Origin of the sequence: Hymenobacter busanensis (genome assembly GCF_008727865.1) — a bacterium.
GTDB classification, from domain to species: Bacteria; Bacteroidota; Bacteroidia; order Cytophagales; family Hymenobacteraceae; genus Solirubrum; species Solirubrum busanense.
The window spans coordinates 51,815-67,405 of sequence record NZ_VTWU01000004.1 but is presented as its reverse complement, the minus strand read 5'-3'; the positions used below and the strand labels follow the sequence as shown (position 1 = coordinate 67,405).

Below are 15,591 nucleotides of genomic sequence, written 5' to 3'. Positions count from 1 at the left end.
AACTGGAAAGCACCCAAGGAAGCCAAACAACCTCGACGGCACAATCACACAATAATGTGATTGTCAATAATTAATGGCAATAGCATTTGATCAAGAAATCGGTTTACATGGGCTCGAATAAGCGGCCGGGCCAGCCGCACCCCAAGTCGGACCCAGGCTGGGCGCAGGCGCGGTTCGCGGGGTAAACAAGGCTGCCGGGCGCCGAACTTTCCTTCCAAACCCGACCTTTTCAGGGTATCTTTGCAGGGAGTGAGCATGGAAAATTTCGTCGTTTCGGCCCGTAAGTACCGTCCCGCCACGTTCCGCAGCGTGGTAGGGCAGCAGCACGTGACCACCACGCTGCAAAACGCCATCGTGACCGGCCATTTGGCCCAGGCGTTCCTGTTTTGCGGCCCGCGCGGGGTGGGCAAAACCACCTGCGCCCGCATTCTGGCCAAAACCATCAACTGCACCAACCTCACGCCCGAGGCCGAGGCCTGCGACCAGTGCGACTCCTGCCGGGCCTTCAACCAGAGCGCCTCGTTCAACGTGCACGAGCTGGACGCGGCCTCCAACAACAGCGTCGAAGACATCCGCAGCTTGGTGGAGCAGGTGCGCTACGCCCCGCAGGCCGGCCGCTACAAGGTGTACATCATCGACGAGGTGCACATGCTCTCGAACGCGGCCTTCAACGCCTTTCTGAAGACGCTGGAAGAGCCGCCGGGCTACGCCATTTTCATTCTGGCCACCACGGAGCGCCACAAGATCATTCCCACGATTCTGTCGCGATGCCAGATTTTCGACTTCAACCGCATCAAGCTCGACGACATCGTGGGGCACTTGGCCTATGTTTCGGCCAAGGAAGAGGTGACGGCCGAGGAAGACGCGCTGCACCTGATTGCGCAGAAAGCCGACGGCGGCCTGCGCGACGCGCTCAGTATTTTCGACCAGATGGTGACCTTCTCGGGCCATCAGCTGAGCTACCGGGCGGTAGTGCAGAACCTGCACGTGCTCGACTACGAGTACTATTTCCGCCTCACCGAAGCCTGCCTCACACAAAACCTCACCGCCACGCTGCTGCTGCTGGACGAAGTGGTGCAGAACGGCTTCGATTTGCACCAGTTTGTGGTGGGCGCCGCCGAGCACCTGCGCGGCCTGCTGGTGAGCAAAGACCCGCAAACGGTGCAGCTGCTGGAAGTGTCGGAGGGCCTGCGCCAGCGCTACGTCGACCAGGCCCGGCAGGCACCGCTGAGTTTCCTCGTTACCGGCCTGAACCTGCTCAGCCAGTGCGACCGGGACTTCAAAGCGGCCAAAAACCAGCGCCTGCATGTGGAGCTGGTGCTCATGAAGCTGGCCTACCTGCGCAACGCCGTGCAGCTGACCCAGGACCTGGTAGCCTCGGCCGGCAGCCTCGTCGCCTCGTCGGACAACGGCGAGGCTAAAAAAAAAACTAACGGCGTAGCGCACGCTGCCCCGGCAGCCGTTGCGCCACTGGCCGCGCCGGCTTCGGCGGGCCCTCGCCAGGCCAACGGCTCGGCAGCCTATCCCGCTAACGGAACTGGCTTAAATGGAGCCGTAGCCCACGATTCGGCCTCGGCCTATCCGCAGCCGAACGGCAACGGCACCCAGGCCCACGCGCCGGCCGCGCCCGAGCCCATTGTGCCCGTGCAAAGCGGCGTGGCGGAAATGCACCCCACGCCCAGCATCGAAACCGAGCAGGAGGAACGGCCCTCGACCAAAGCGCAGCTGGTGGACACGCTGCCGCACGTGGCCGCCGGTCGGCCCAGCGTGGCCGGCCACGAGCCCGGTGCCCCGACCCTGGTAGCCGAAGCTCACAGCCCGATTCCCGGTGCGGCGCGGCCTGCGCCCAAGCCCATTGCCATTCCGAAGATGAACCTGCAGGCCGTGAAAGCACAGGCCACGCAGAAGCAGGAAGCAGCGGCGGTAGTGGTGGAGGAAGAAGCCGATGGCCCCGTAACCGGGCACATCGACAATGCCGTGCTACAGCGGGTGTGGGCCGAAATTGCCGAGGAGCGGAAGGTCAACAGCATGAGCGAGTACCTCGTGCTCAACCGCCCCGTGCACGCCGACGAGCAGCACACCATTCAGCTGCACCTCGACAACGGCGTGCAGATGGACCAGTTCAACGCCTTCCGCCCCGAGCTGCTGCTGGAGCTGAAGCGCCGCACCGGCTACCGCACTCTGCGCTTGGCCGCCGATGTGGTGGAATCGGCGCCCACGGTGAAGCGCCTCTACACCTCCACCGACAAGTTTGCCTTCCTGGCCGATAAGTACCCGGTGCTCATGGAAATGAAGCAACGCCTGGGCCTCGACACGGATTTTTAGGCGAAGTCACGAGCCTGCTGGCATAAGAACTATCCCCTTCTTATCCAAGGAGGGAATGGTTCGGTCGTTGTGTATAAGGCCTTCATGCTGAGCTTGTCGAAGCATGAGGGCCTGTCGTTAGTCGTTCAATGTCGGCAACGACGGAACCACCCCAGCGGCAGTAAACTGCCGCGTCCCCTCCTTGGCAAAGCAGGGGAGCTTTTGGCTGCGTCCTGCTGTTCTGGCTGCTCTGCTACCTTTGGTGCATTCCCGCTGAAACGCTGATTCCCGTGAAAAAACCCTTCCTGCTCCTGCTGCCAGCCGTGGCGGCGTTGGCCCTCACCGAGTGCCAGTCGAGCAAAACCGCTGCTACCGCTACCGCGCCAACGGCCCAGGCGCCGACCGCCGAAGCCCCCAAGCCCAAGGAATACAAGTACACTACCGTGGAGGGCGACCCGCTGAAAACGCGCATCTACACCCTCGACAACGGCTTGACGGTATACCTCTCCGACTACGACGACGCCCCGCGCATTCAGACGTACGTGGCGGTGCGCGCCGGCTCCAAAAACGACCCACACGACGCCACCGGCTTGGCGCACTACCTGGAGCACATGGTGTTCAAGGGTACCTCGCACCTGGGCACGCAGAATTTCGCCGCCGAGCAGCCCGAGCTGGCTAAAATCGAGGGGCTGTACGAGCAGTACCGCGCCACCCGCGACGCCGCGGTGCGCAAGAAGCTCTACCACCAAATCGACTCCGTTTCGGGCGTGGCGGCCAAGTACGCCGTGGCCAACGAGTACGACAAGCTGATGGGCTCTATTGGAGCGAAGGGCTCGAATGCCTACACCTCCAACGAGCAGACGGTGTACCAGGAAGACATTCCGTCGAACCGCATTGAGCAATGGGCCTCGGTGCAGGCCGAACGGTTTGGCGAGTTGGTGCCGCGCTTGTTTCACACCGAGCTGGAGGCAGTGTACGAGGAGAAAAACCGCGGCCTCGACAACGACTTCAACAAGGAATTTGAGGCCCTGAACCGTTCGTTGTTTCAGAAGCACGAGTACGGCACTCAAACCACCATCGGCACCATTGAGCACCTGCAAAATCCCTCGATTACCGAAATCAAGCGGTATTTCGACCGCTACTACGTGCCCAACAACATGGCCGTGGCCATGAGCGGCGACCTGGACTACGACCAGACCATCCGCACCATCGACCAGTACTTCGGCAAGCTTCGGCGCAAAGACGTTCCCGGCTACACACCGGCCCAGGAAGAGCCCATTCAGGCCCCGCGCGTGTCGGAAGTGAAAGGCCCGAACGCCGAAAACGTAATGCTGGGCTTCCGTTTCCCTGGCACTACGTCCAAGGATGCCTTGGCGCTGCGCCTGATCGACAAGATCCTGACCAATGGCCAGGCCGGCCTCATCGACCTGAACCTGAACCAGAAGCAGGCTGTGTTGGAAGCCGCCTCGTTCACCGAAATCAACAACGACTACAGCACCCACGTGCTCTACGGCACGCCGCGCCAGGGCCAGACGCTGGAGCAGGTGCGCGACTTGCTGCTGGCCCAGCTCGATAAGGTGAAGAAGGGCGACTTCCCCGACTGGCTCATTCCGGCCATCATCAACAACGAGCAGCTGCAGCGCACCAAGAGCTACGAGAGCAACGAGGCCCGCGCTGGGGCCTTCGTGGCCGCATTTGTGGCCCAGCAAGACTGGAAAGACTACCTCCAGCAGTTCGACGACTTCGGCAAGCTCACCAAGCAGGACGTGATGCGCGTGGCAGGCCAGTATTATGGCCCCGGCTACGCCCTCGTATACAAGCGCACCGGCAAAGACACCAGCACGCCCAAGGTCATCAAGCCCGCCATTACGCCCGTGCCCGTCAACCGCGAGGTGGCCTCCGACTACTACAAGCAAGTGGTGGCCCTGAAAGCGCCCGAGCTGCAGCCCGTGTTTGTGGACTACCAGAAGGACATTCAGCAGGTGCAGCTGAAGCCCGGCCTGCCGCTCTACTACACGCAGAATAAGGAAAACGGCCTGTTCGACCTCTACTACGTGCTCGACATCGGCACCAACAACGACCCCAAGCTGGGCCTCGCGGCCAACTACCTCCAATACCTGGGCACCGGCAAGCTCTCGGCCGCCCAGCTCCAGCAGGAGTTCTACAAGCTCGGCTGCTCGTTCGGCGTGCAAAGCGGCACCGACCGCGTGTTCGTGAGCCTCTCCGGCCTCGACAAAAACCTGGAGCCCGCCCTCAACCTCTTCGAGCAGCTCCTCAACAACCCCACGCCCGACGCCCAGGCCCTGAAAGACATGGTGGCCGGCGTGCTCAAGTCGCGCCAGGATGCCAAGCTGAACAAGAGCGTGATTCTGCAGCAAGGCATGGTCAACTACGTGAAGTATGGCCCCAAAAACCCCTTCACCAGCCAACTGAGTGAGAAAGAGCTAAAGGCCCTGAAGCCTGCCGACCTTACGGCCCTTATCAAAAAGCTGCCCACTTACGAGCACCGCGTGCTGTATTACGGGCCGAGCCCGATGCTTTCAGATAAATTTCTCCCTCCAAGTGCAGGTGGAGCTGTTGTCGAATCTACGGGCGTAAAAGAGACACTCAGCAAGTTTCACAAGACACCCGCCAAGCTCACTCCCACCCCGCCCGCTAAAGACTTCGCCGAACTCCCCCTCAAGGACCGCAAAGTCTACTGGGTCGACTACAACATGGTGCAGGCCGAAATCCTGTTCCTGACCAAGGGCGAGGTCTACAACAAAGACATTGTGCCCACCGTGAGCCTCTACAACGAGTACTTCGGCGGCAGCATGGGCAGCATCGTGTTCCAGGAGCTGCGCGAATCAAAGGCCCTGGCCTACTCCGCCACCTCACGCTACGCCAACGCCGACAAAGCCGGCCGCTCCAACTACCAACTCTCCTACATCGGCACCCAGGCCGACAAGCTCCCCGAGGCCATGGCCGGCATGGAAGCCCTGCTCACCGACATGCCCGCCGCCGAGGCCAACCTCGACATTGCCCGCCAGAGCATCCGCAACAGCATTGCCACCGAGCGCATCACCAAGTCGGACATCCTCTTCGCCTACGAGCGCGCCAAACGCCTCGGCCTCGACTACGACCTGCGCCGCGACGTGTACGAGAAAACCGCCAGCATGAGCCTCGACGACCTGCGCAAGTTCCAGCAGGCCAAAGTCAAAGGCCAGCCCCAGACCATCCTCGTCATCGGCTCCAAAGACCGCCTGAACTTCAAGGAGCTGGCCAAATACGGCCAGGTGCAGCAGCTCACGCTCAAGGAAATCTTCGGGTACTAGCACCACCAATCGAACGTCATTCCTCGACTTCGCTCGGAATGACGTTCAACGCCCAGCAAGAGCGGCCCGCACCTGAGGTGCGGGCCGCTCTTGCTTTTTCAAGGGCCGCCGTGGCTTCTTTTCGCCCCGATGAGACGGGCCGGGGCCGAGGCTTCCCATACGACATTTTTCCCAAACACTTGTTTCCCCCCAATTTTAGTCGGTGCTTTGCACTCTGTTTTGAGCGACCTGCCGAGAACTGCCCCCGCCCTACCCGGCGTAGGCTCTGCTTTGCCCTCTTGCTCATCCCCTAATTCCCAACCCTCCCATAACCCTCCGTCTTAACCGACACAGTTTCATATGGCAGACCAGAAGATTACCATTAAGAACGGCAAGCTCAACGTTCCCGACCGTCCCACCATTCCTTTTATCGAAGGCGACGGTACCGGTCCCGACATTTGGGCCGCTTCCGTGCGCGTCTTCAATGCGGCTGTCGAGAAGGCCTATGGTGGTCAGCGTCAGTTGGTATGGAAGGAAGTGCTGGCCGGCGAGAAGTCGTTCAAGCAGGTCAACAACTGGTTGCCCAACGAAACCCTCGAGGCCTTCCGCGAATACCTCGTGGGCATCAAAGGTCCGCTCACCACGCCCGTGGGCGGCGGCATCCGCTCGCTCAACGTGGCCCTGCGCCAGGAGCTGGACCTCTACGCCTGCGTGCGCCCCGTGCGCTGGTTCGAGGGTGTGCCCTCCCCGGTGAAGCAGCCCGAGCTGACCGACATGGTCATCTTCCGCGAAAACACCGAAGACATCTACGCCGGCATCGAGTACATGAACGGCACCCCGCAGGCCCAGAAAATGCTGGAATTCCTGCAGGACGAGATGGGCGTGAAGAAAATCCGCTTCCCCGAAACCTCCTCCTTCGGCATCAAGCCCGTTTCGAAAGAAGGCACCGAGCGCCTCGTGCGTGCCGCCATCAACTACGCCCTGGAAAACAAGCGCGAGTCGGTGACCATCGTGCACAAGGGCAACATCATGAAGTTCACCGAGGGCGCCTTCAAAACCTGGGGCTACGAGTTGGCCGAGAAGGAATTTGGCGACAAGGTGTTCACCTGGGCCCAGTTCGATAAGCTGGCCGCCAAGCACGGGCAGGATGCCGCCAACGCCCACATGAAGAACGAGCTGGCCTCGGGCAAAATCCTCATCAAGGACAGCATCGCCGACGCCTTCCTGCAGCAGATACTGCTCCGCCCCGCCGACTACGACGTGGTAGCCACCCTCAACCTCAACGGTGACTACATCTCCGACGCCCTGGCTGCCATCGTGGGCGGCATCGGCATTGCGCCGGGCGCCAACATCAACTACCTCACCGGCCACGCCATCTTCGAGGCCACCCACGGCACCGCGCCCAAGTACGCCGGCCAAGACAAGGTGAACCCCGGCTCCGTCATCCTCTCCGGCGCCCTCATGCTGGAGTACATGGGCTGGCAGGAAGCCGCCGACCTCATCTACAAAGGCCTCGAAGCCGCCATTGCCAACAAGCGCGTCACCTACGACTTCGAACGCCTCATGGACGGCGCTACCCTCCTCAAAACCTCCGAGTTCGGCGAGGAGATTGTGAAGAACATGTAATACCTTGGCTCAGGCCCAAAAAACCCCGCGTTGGCATCAGCCGGCGCGGGGTTTTTATTTGACAATAAAGAAGTTGATGCCATGAAGCCCACCCTTTACTCTATTCTTGTGTTGGGTTGCTTAGTCGCTCTTGCCGCTATTTATTCAGCCTTTTTCTCTAAGTCCAGCCAAGTATACTCCAAAATTGACCAAGTCAAGGTGGGTATGACCCAGCAAGAAGTAGTAAGAATTCTTTCACCACCTGACCTATTGTACACAAGCGACTCTCTTTTCCTAGGCCCTTTCCGCTTTATCCCGAACCCTAATTTTATTTACAAATGGGAATCGGGTAATGATTCTATTTTAATAATGCATTACGACATGGGTTTTGCAGCACCTGACGCTCTGCGCGTAGTTGTTAAGCGAGATAGTGTGATGAGTGTGGCATACAACCAGTGAAAGTCAACTCGTCGCAGTCGCTCGGCTGTGCCGAGTGACGCCTACGCCCAAGCAGCTCTGCTGCGCGCGTCCGTACCGCTAGCACAACCCCACGCCCGCCTGCTCGGCCCAATTACCCAACAGTATCCACTACCATGTCCGAGCTGCGCAAAACCTATCCCGGTGGCCTCTTCTTCCTCACCGTCGTCGGCTGGGTCGACGTATTCAACCGCCCGCGCTACGTCGACATCCTGACCGACAGCCTTCTCTACTGCCAGCAGCACAAAGGCCTGGAACTGTACGCCTACGTCATCATGAGCAGCCACGTACACCTGATAGCGGCCCGCACCGAAGGCAACCTCAGCGACGTACTGCGCGACCTGAAAGCCTACACCGCCCGCCAGCTCCTGAAAAGCGTGGCCGAAAACGAGCACGAAAGCCGCCGTGAGTGGATGATGCGCCTGTTTGCCTACTATGCACGTCCCCACCGCCAAAACGAGCAGTACATGTTTTGGCAGAAAACCACGCACCCCATTGCCCTGTTCACGCCCGCTGTACTGCATCAAAAGCTGCGCTACATTCACCTAAATCCAGTAGAAGCAGGCCTAGTTACCGCCCCCGAGCACTATTCATGGAGCAGCGCTTGCCCCTCAGGCCCCTTGCAAACCTTGCCACTGTAAAGCATCAGGTCCCATCCTGCCGCAGTCGCTCGGCTGTGCCGAGCCCGGTACCGCGCACACCCACGCCACCAGCGCAAACGCGCGCAGCACAGCTGCTGGAGCGTAGGCGTCACTCGGCACAGCCGAGCGACTGCACGAAACCATAGTCACCCTAACACAAAAACAGGGCACCCACCACGGGTGCCCTGCTGCATTTCCCAGCAAACGCAACCCGGCCCTAGCGACGGGTCGTCCGGATGCGGAAATGGTAGGTGCCGGTTACCGTTTTCACGTTGGTCGTGTTCAACTCGCTCACCTGCATCTGGTAGCGGCCTTTCACGTCGAACTTGGCTTCGCTGCCGTCGCGGCCGGCGTATTTCACGGCCACAATCTCGTTGAACACATCGGCCGATTCGCCGGCCTTGCTAACCAGGCGGCCTGTGCTGCCCTCGGTGGTGGGCAGCTTCAGCGAAAAGCGGAAGGGCAGCTCGGTGCTCTGGCCGTAATCGGCAATGGGGTACTTTTTCAGGTTGGTGGCCGCCACAATGGCCGAGCTGTCCTTGGGGTACGACAGGTAGAAGGTGGAATTGGTAGACGCCGAGGTAGCCGAGGTATAGTAGGTGGTTGTGCCGAAGCCGCCGTAGGCGTTCAAGTCGAGGTGCGTGCAGTCGATCTGGCGCTGCCAGTCAGGCGTTTTGAAGGCGAAGTGCAGGCTTTCGGTTACGCCGTTGTCGGTGGGCGTGGGGTCGTCTTCTTTGCCGTCGGTGAGGCAGGAGGTCAGACTGACGGACAAAGCCAGGCCGAGAAAGGCCAAGCCAAAGGAGTACGCGTGTTTCATGAGTGGAGGAGGCAAAGCAGCGGGGCAGGCTGCCGGTGGAAGAGGTCAATTCCCCGGCCAGCGGCGCCATTGCGCACCGGCCAAGGATAATGCAAAGTGACGCACTAAACCGACAGGTGTCAATACCTACTTCCGGGTATTTCAGGGCATTGGCGGCGCAGTCTGCACCACCCGCGCCGTTACCAGCAGCTGTCCCAGGTGCCGCATGGTGTGCTCGGCGGCGTGCGTGAGCAGGCCCAGCACGGTGGAGGGCAGCTGCGCCCGGCCCACGCCGCGCCAGTTGGGTAGCGTGGCTTCGTCGGTAGCGCGTAGCTGCGCCAGGGCCTGCTCCACCTGCGTCTCGAAAGCCCGCACGAGGGCGGCGGTGCTGGTGGGCGGCGCGGTGGGTTTTCCTTCGGCGGCCAGGTAGGCTAGCTGCGCGGGCGTCAGGGTTTCGGCGCGGGCGTAGGTCAGCAGGCGGTCGAGCACGCCGGTGAGGTGCTGCAGGTGAAACCCCACTGATGCCACACCGGCGGGGCGCTGCCAGAGCAGGTCGGCGGGGAAGTCGTGGAGGGCGGCGCCGAGCTCTTCGCGGGCCTGCAGCAGGGCGTGGGCTACGGGTTGCAGCAGCGGCGGCACCTCGGGGAGGGGGCCGCGCAGCCATACTTCGGGCAGCGGGGCGTTCAGGTGCTTGTCAGAAGAGGAAGCAGGGGCAGGAGTCATGGGAGCATAACTGGAAACGCTGCTACAAGTTGAAGCCCCGCCGCTAGCAAGACGCTACTGGCGAGGCTTCAGAACTTAAAGCACATTGGTGACTGATGCTTCGCGCAAAAACAATCAGACCGTCATGCCGCTAGAACGTCATGCAGAGCGCAGCGAAGCATCTCGCGTGCTGACTCCAGAGAGTGATTTTACTATCCTGGTAAACACGCGAGATGCTTCGCTGCGCTCTGCATGACGTTCTAGCAAAGCGGTAGAAATGCTTCGACAAGCTCAGCATGACGGTCTAAGGCACGAAACTTTACTGCATGGGCAGCACGCGGAGGCGCATCTGCTTGCGGGCGGGGTCGTAGCGGAAGGTGGCTACTTCGCCGGGGGCGCCCACCACGAAACCGGTGAGCGGGTCGTTCTGGTAGTAGGTCTGCGGGGGCGGCGTGTCGCCGTAGAGGGCCTTGTTTACGGCTTCGGCGGCCGTGTTCAGGTTCTTGCGAAACAGCTCCAGGTGCTGGGCCACGGGGTCGACAAAGGCGGCCGGGGCTGCCGGGGCATCGGGCAGCTTCTCCAGCGACGACACCGCCCGCACGGCCGAGCGGCCGGGCACGTTGGCCAGCACGGTAGCGTAGGCGTATTCCTGCTTGCTCTCGACGCCGGTGTAGAGCAGGTACGGTTCGCCCTGCTTGCCCACCACGCCGCGGTAGTGGCTATAGCGCAGCTCGTCGGCGGTGCTTACGGATTTGAAGGTGCGGGCCACGGGGTAGATGTTGGCGAGCTTGCCGGTGGCATCGTAGTTCAGCACCACGAAGGGGCCGGGCTGGCCGTTGTCGTTGTACTCGCCGATGAGCTTGGCGTCGGTGCCGGTGGTGGTTACCAGCTCCAGCAGCGGGAAGTAGGCCTTGCGGGCCTGTACGCGCACGCCTAGGCCGGGGTCATTTACGGCTTTGCCCAGCTCGGCCCACGGGGTGAGAACGGGCGCGGCGGCGGTGCCGTCGGGCTTGTAGGTGGTCAGAAACACGCCCTGGGCGCTATCGAGGCGGGTGGCCTTGCTGGTGAAGTACACGCCGGTGGTGGCCACGCGGCCATCGGCCAGGGGCAACAGTTGGTTGGGCAACATGGTAAGGCCGTTCTGGCGGGTGGGCGTGCGGTAGAGCACCTTGCCCGTGGCCCGGTCGATGCCCAGCACGGCGTAGTCGGTCATGTAGCGCTGGGTGGGCTTGTTGCGGTTCAGGATGTATGAATCCGACAGCACGAGGGTAATTACGTCCTTGCTCACGGCCACTTGCAGGGGCTGATGCTGGCGCAAATCCTTTGGGAAGTACATGTGCGTCCATTCCGGCTTCAGGTTGGCGTCGAGAATGGTAATGGCGTAGCCGGCGGTGTCGGCGCGGTAGGGCTGCACCAGGCAATAGCCTTCGGTGGGCGTGGTGGCTACCAGCGGGGCCCCGGCCGGGGCGCGGCGGCCGTCGGGCAAGGCTTCGAGGATGCGCTGCTGCTTGGCGCCGGTGCCGGGGTTGAAGGTGTAGAGGGCCACGCGGGCCGTGGTGCGGTCCTGAAACACCAGCGCGAAGGTGTTGCGGGCCGGCAGCGTAGCCAATGGCACGGCGCCCACCGGAATGTTGAGCGCGTACTGGTGCTTCACCTTCAGGGCCGGGTCGAGAATACGCATGGCGTACACGTCCTGGCCTTCTTCGCCGGCTTCGCTGCGGTAGAGCACGGCGTAGCCCTGGCCGTCGAGCGGCAGGACCTGGGGCGGTACTGGCACGCCGCGCAAGGTGAGGTCTTGCGGGGCTTGCGCCACCGCGGGCAAGGCGGCCAGGGTCAGCAGATACAGGAGGCTGCCAGCTTTCTGGCGCAGCAGGGCAGTCAGCAGCCCAAGGGGCCGCGAAAGGAAAGTCGTCATCGGAATCAGCAGATAAAACACCAGGAATTACTTGAGGCCGGGCACGTCGAGCAGGCGCAGAAACAGCGTCTGGCGGGCTTTGTCGTAGTGCGAGTACACAAACTTGCCGGGCACGTTGGGCAGCACTTCGTCGTAGAACAAGTCCACGTTGTGGGCCGTCACTTCGTCTTCAAACTCGCGCACTGTCAGCTCGCCGCGGTCTTTGTCGGCGGGCACCACGGGCTGGTCGAGGTAGAGGCGGGTGAAGAGGTTGTCGCGCGTGTCGGTGCTGCCGATGGTGTTGACGTACTGCAGGTTCTGGTGCCAGTTCAGAAACACCAGCCGGGGCTCCTGCGCCGGCGTGGACTGGTACATAAACCGGTAGCTGTAGGCCAGGCGCTTGTCGAACTCCTCGGGCCCGTTGCCGATGCTGCGGTTTTGGTAGAGCTTGTAGGGCTTGGGAATACGCTTGATGCTGGTGATTTTGCCCTGGGCATCGAGCTGCATGAGCACGAAGTCCAGGATGTAGCGGCGGGTGTTGGCTACGCCGAAGCCGCCCATCGAGCCGAAGCTGCTGTTGGGCGCAGCGGGCGCGGCCGTTTTGGTGCCGCCGGCCAGCTGGTAGTCGGTGTCGTTGTAGCCGTAGGTTTTAAACGTTTCCCCTATGAGGGTGTAGCCCCCGCCGGGCCGCTCCACCAGCTCGTGCAACTTGAGGCCGGGGTAGTTGCGCACCGTGAAAATCTGGATGCTGGAGCGCGAATTCAGCTGCTGGCCTAGCTCCTTTGTGTAGGGCGTGGCGGTCAGAAATTCTTCCTTGCCCTCGGGCGAGTAGGCGCTGGTGAAAAAGCCCTCGCGCGGCGGCGTTTCCTCGGTTTGCACCGACACCACGGGCCGCGGCGAGGATTTGTCGACGTACGTGCCGCTCAGCAGCAGCCGGCCGGCTTTGTCGATACTGGCCAGGGTGGGTTCCAGCAGGTTGGGCGCGGTTGGCAGGGCCGGGCGGGCCTTTTCGGCGCCGGTAGTGCCGTCGAGGCAGGCTACTTCCCAGCCTGTTTTGGAGTAGTCGTCGATGGCGTAGGCGTGGGTGGCATCGGCCCGGAACATCTTCAGCTGGTACTTGCCTTTCTCGGGCGCGTAGTCTTTCTGCCACTTGGGCTTGAAATCGGCGCCGTAGCGGGCCACCGAGTAGCCTTTCTTGTCGGCGTCGATGGGGTAGGCCACGTAGAAGTCGCCGCCGCCCGCGGGCTCAATGGCGGTGATGCTGCCAAACACGTCGGCGGCGGGCACGGCCACGTCCTGGCTTTTCTGGCCGTTGGCGTCGAACTTGAGTAGCTGCCCGGTCTTGCCGTTGTAGAAGCAGAACACGGCGTAGTCGCCCACGGCGCGGGCGGCCAACAACTTGCCGTTGCGGCCCAGGCGCACGTCGGTGGTGCTGAGCTTTTTCAGGTCGCGGCTGTAGAGCTCCAGGTGGAACAGGTCGTACACGTTGCGCTCCTGCCGCAGCATGTAGTAGAACTGCCCATCCACCGACTTGAAGCCGGTGAACGACCACGCTTCGAGGTTGGGAATGGAGGTTTCCTGCGCAGCCGCGGGCAGGGCGCAGAGGGCGGCCGCCAACACGCCGGCACAGCGTAAAAGTCGGTGCATAAAGGGTGGGGTAAAATAAGGGTGGAAAAACACTGCAGAATCGTCCGCCGCCGGCAATCGGCGTTCCTGGCACACTCCGCCAAGCACGTAAAATCCTAATTCAAAGGTAGTAGCAAAGCCGCGCACTTGGTTCTGCGCTCAGTACAATTCGCCCACTCAAATTGCTATTGCCTACTGGCTTGGGTGCCGCATCCATCTCATTATTTGCGGCGCGGGTAGCCGGCAACTGCGTGCGGCTTGGTATTTTGGGCGGTCTTTGGCTTGTCCGTTCAGCTCCGTGTGTATGTTGAAAGTATCCGAGCGCGGCACGGCCCTGCCGATGTCGCCTTACCGCAAGCTCACGCCGTTTGCCGACGCCGCCAAGCAGCGCGGCGTGGGGGTATACCACCTCAACATTGGGCAACCCGACGTGGAAACGCCGCCCGCCATGCTGGCGGCCGTGCAGCAGGCCAGCATTCGGGTGCTGGAGTACAGCCCCACGGCCGGCTACCCCAGCTACCGCCACAAGCTGGCCGCCTACTACCAGCGCCTCGGCATAGTGGTGGCCGCCGACGATATCCTGGTGACGACCGGCGGTTCGGAGGCGCTGCTGTTTGCCTTCATGTGCTGCTTCAATCCCGGCGACGAGGTGATTGTGCCGGAGCCGTTCTACGGGCCCTACCTGGGTTTTGCGCTGGCCACGGGTGTGCGGCTGGTGGCCGTCACGGCTTCGTTTAAAAGCGGCTACGCCCTGCCACCCATTGCCGAGGTGGCCGCGCGCATCACGCCCCGCACCCGCGCCGTGCTCATCTGCAACCCCAACAACCCCACCGGCTACGTGTACACCCGTACCGAGCTGGCCGAGCTGCTGGACGTGTGCCGGGCGCACGACCTGTACCTGCTCTCCGACGAGGCTTACCGCGAATTCTGCTACGACGCCGAGTTTGTGAGTCCGCTGCAGCTGCCTGGCGCCGACGAGCACGTGGTACTGCTCGACACCATTTCCAAGCGCTACAGCGCCTGCGGAGCGCGCATCGGGGCATTCGTCACCAAAAACCGGGCGCTCTACCAAGCCGCCTTCAAGTTTGCCCAGCTGCGCGTGAGCCCACCCGGCCTGGCTCAGGTGTTTGCCGAAGCCGCCGCCGACCTGCCCAGCAGCTACTTCGACCACACCAAAACCGAATACCGCGCCCGCCGCGACCTGATGCTGCGCCGCCTGCGGGCCATGCCCGGCGTGCAGTGCCCCACCCCCGACGGGGCCTTCTACATAATGGCCCGCCTGCCCGTCGACGATGCCGAGCGGTTTGCGCAGTGGCTGCTAGAGTCGTTTCAGCACCACGGCCACACGGTCATGATTTCGCCGGCCGCCGGCTTCTACGCCACGCCCGGCGCGGGCCGCGACGAAGTGCGCCTGGCCTACGTCATCAACCAGCCCGCTATTGAGGCTGCCATGGACTGCCTGGCCGAAGGGCTTCTGCACTACCCCGGCCGCACCCTTGCCCAGGCATCCGCCTCCGCCCTACACACCCCTACCCTGCTTTCCTGACCCTTTTTCGCCATGCCAGAGCTACCCACCGCTTCCGTTCCTGTCACCGTCAAAAAATACTCGCCCCTGCTGCGGCTCTGGCACTGGTCCAGCGCCGCCGTGGTATTTGGGCTGCTGAGCACCATCCTGTTTCTGCGCGTCATCATCAACATGCGCGGGCTGCTGCCCAAGATGCAGGAGCGCCTGAGCGAACAGGGCATTACGGCCACCAAAGAGCAGCTGCGCGGCATTGGCGGGCTGGTGAGCCACCGCATCTGGGACTGGCACATTTACCTGGGCGTGACGCTGACCCTGCTGCTGGCCTTGCGCATTGTGGCCGAGCTGGCCTCGCCGCTGGTGCAGCGCTTCCGCTACCGCCTGCGCCAGGCTGCCCGGCTGCACGACGCTATGCCCGATACCGCGTTTCGCCTGCGCCACTCGGTGCTGGTGAAGTACAGCTACCTCGTGTTCTACCTGCTGCTGCTGGTGATGGTGGCCACGGGCCTGTGCCTGGTGTACGCCGACGACGTGCCCGCCCTGCACGAGCTAGAGCACACCATCAAGGAGGTGCACAACGTGAACATGTACCTCATCATCGCCTTCGTGGTGGTGCACCTGGGCGGCGTGCTGTGGGCCGAGCTGCACAAAGACCACGGCATTACCTCCGACATGATTCACGGCGGCGAAACGCCCGTGCCCGACGCCGCGCGCCGCTAACCGCCCTTGCC

The 15,591-nt window shown here is 62.3% G+C and carries 11 protein-coding genes; 7 read left to right on the top strand and 4 right to left on the bottom strand.

Annotated elements, in window-relative coordinates; all coding sequences use genetic code 11:
* Positions 1–255: 255 nt before the first annotated feature.
* The 5 genes from F0P96_RS11315 to F0P96_RS11295 all read left to right on the top strand — a co-directional run bounded on the left by F0P96_RS11315 (position 256) and on the right by F0P96_RS11295 (position 8,320).
* Positions 256–2,325 carry a DNA polymerase III subunit gamma/tau gene (locus F0P96_RS11315; protein ID WP_151078998.1) on the top strand — a complete coding sequence of 690 codons (2,070 nt, stop codon included), beginning with the start codon at positions 256–258 and terminating at the stop codon, positions 2,323–2,325.
* 269 nt (positions 2,326–2,594) lie between these two features.
* The gene (locus F0P96_RS11310; protein WP_235917453.1) at positions 2,595–5,618 is read left to right on the top strand and encodes a M16 family metallopeptidase; all 3,024 of its coding nucleotides are present in this window, start codon (positions 2,595–2,597) and stop codon (positions 5,616–5,618) included.
* Positions 5,619–5,957: 339 nt separating this feature from the next.
* Positions 5,958–7,223 (top strand): NADP-dependent isocitrate dehydrogenase, encoded by a 1,266-nt coding sequence (gene icd / locus F0P96_RS11305; RefSeq protein WP_151078997.1) that lies wholly within the window; start codon positions 5,958–5,960, stop codon positions 7,221–7,223.
* A gap of 81 nt (positions 7,224–7,304) precedes the next feature.
* Positions 7,305–7,661 carry a hypothetical protein gene (locus tag F0P96_RS11300; RefSeq protein WP_151078996.1) on the top strand — a complete coding sequence of 119 codons (357 nt, stop codon included), beginning with the start codon at positions 7,305–7,307 and terminating at the stop codon, positions 7,659–7,661.
* 134 nt (positions 7,662–7,795) lie between these two features.
* Entirely contained in the window at positions 7,796–8,320 is a 525-nt protein-coding gene (locus F0P96_RS11295; protein ID WP_151078995.1) for an REP-associated tyrosine transposase, read from the top strand.
* A gap of 217 nt (positions 8,321–8,537) precedes the next feature.
* Here F0P96_RS11295 and F0P96_RS11290 read toward each other — a convergent pair whose 3' ends face one another.
* From F0P96_RS11290 to F0P96_RS11275, 4 genes are all read right to left on the bottom strand, one after another.
* Positions 8,538–9,137, bottom strand: a complete 600-nt coding sequence (locus tag F0P96_RS11290; RefSeq protein ID WP_151078994.1) for a hypothetical protein — start codon at positions 9,135–9,137, stop codon at positions 8,538–8,540.
* 141 nt (positions 9,138–9,278) lie between these two features.
* Entirely contained in the window at positions 9,279–9,839 is a 561-nt protein-coding gene (locus F0P96_RS11285) for a DinB family protein (protein ID WP_151078993.1), read from the bottom strand.
* A gap of 298 nt (positions 9,840–10,137) precedes the next feature.
* A complete protein-coding gene (locus F0P96_RS11280; RefSeq protein ID WP_151078992.1) occupies positions 10,138–11,733 on the bottom strand; it encodes a hypothetical protein in 1,596 nt (531 codons plus the stop codon).
* A gap of 27 nt (positions 11,734–11,760) precedes the next feature.
* Complete coding sequence (locus F0P96_RS11275) at positions 11,761–13,359, bottom strand: hypothetical protein (protein ID WP_151078991.1); 1,599 nt, start codon at positions 13,357–13,359, stop codon at positions 11,761–11,763.
* Between the two features lie 283 nt (positions 13,360–13,642).
* Between F0P96_RS11275 and F0P96_RS11270 the strand changes: the two genes are divergently transcribed.
* The gene (locus F0P96_RS11270; protein WP_151078990.1) at positions 13,643–14,884 is read left to right on the top strand and encodes a pyridoxal phosphate-dependent aminotransferase; all 1,242 of its coding nucleotides are present in this window, start codon (positions 13,643–13,645) and stop codon (positions 14,882–14,884) included.
* Positions 14,885–14,896: 12 nt separating this feature from the next.
* The gene (locus F0P96_RS11265) at positions 14,897–15,580 is read left to right on the top strand and encodes a cytochrome b/b6 domain-containing protein (RefSeq protein ID WP_151078989.1); all 684 of its coding nucleotides are present in this window, start codon (positions 14,897–14,899) and stop codon (positions 15,578–15,580) included.
* Positions 15,581–15,591 lie beyond the last annotated feature (11 nt).